At 25.4% G+C, this 1,393-nt stretch carries 1 protein-coding gene; it reads right to left on the reverse strand.

Annotated features, from left to right (window positions below; all coding sequences use genetic code 11):
- Positions 1 to 1,376: oligosaccharide flippase family protein (locus tag E6248_RS16050; RefSeq protein WP_316341769.1), on the reverse strand; the 1,376-nt coding region annotated here is incomplete at its 3' end.
- Between the last annotated feature and the right edge of the window lie 17 nt (positions 1,377 to 1,393).

The following is a 1,393-nucleotide window of genomic DNA, read 5'->3' on the forward strand; positions in this document are numbered from 1 at the left end:
CTATCTAGTAATATTTTGTAATATTTCATATTATAAAATATTACTATAAAAAAACAAATTATTGTTATTATAGTATTATTAATAAATATCCCATTTAAACTTACAACTATAGTTATACCTATATTTATTACAAAGTTACTTATTTTAAATTTAAACCATACTCTCCTAGATAAATATGTTATTACAATAAAAAATATAGTATATGATATAGCTGATGATATAGACGCACCTACAGCACCCAAGTTTGGCACTAAAATCTTATTACCAAAATAATTTGCTCCTAATGCAATAAGAGCTGGCACTATATTTAATTCTGTTCTTCTACTATAATTAATACCCACGCATGTAGTTAAGGACAATATTGACATAAGTGGAACATACGCTAGCAATGGTATTATCAAAGAAAATTCTCTATAGTCAACTGGTAATAATAGAGATACTATTACATCTTTAAATATCATTAATAATATATATAATATTGATACAACAGAGCACATAATATATCCAATCTCTATTATTTTTTCGTTACTAACCTTCTCAGAATACCATCTTTGAGAAACTGGAGTCCAAAAGCTAGAAAAAGCCGCTTGTATAATAGAAATTACCATAGTAATTTTAAAGAGTACTGTATATATACCAACTTCATTAAAATCACTCCATTTTAATAGCGCTATTCTATCCATAGAGTTAAATAACGATGTAAGAATCATAGTTGGAACTAATGGTATTCCATATCTAATCAACTTAAATAATAATTGTTTATTTGTTTTATGTCTATTTATCCAATAATCTTTAGTATAATAAACTCCTATTAAAGCAGTTAATATGTTAGATATACTCATAGCAAAAACTATGCTAGTATAACTTCTATTTATACACAATAAGTAAAATACTAGTAATATTAAATTTAGAATTTTGTTAATTATCTGTATAAAAGAATATAATTTCGCTTTTTCTTCCATCCTTAAGATTAACATACTATATCTATCAATTGTTGTAAATGGAATCATTAATAATATTAAAATCACTCCATATAAATTAACTTCATTAAAAAGTATAATAGATAACTCTCTACTAAATCCAACACTTACTATAGAAATTATCATAGATAGCATTAGTGGAAATTTAAGTGAAGTCCAAAATAACTGTTTTTTATCTTTGGACTCATTAAATTCTCTTATAAATGCTTGATCTAAACCAAAATATATAAACAATGTTGTAATTGTCATAAATACAGTAACCGAAGATGATTTTCCTATTTCTTCTGGATTTAATATCCATGTTGTCACTATTGTTGTAAAAAATCCTATTGCAGCCCCGACTACCGGCCCCATTAAAAAGCCAATAAAGCTTTTCATTAAACTACCTTGACTCATATTCCTAACTCCATAAT

It is taken from the genome of Clostridium sp. (assembly GCF_032552055.1).
GTDB lineage: Bacteria > Bacillota > Clostridia > Clostridiales > Clostridiaceae > Clostridium.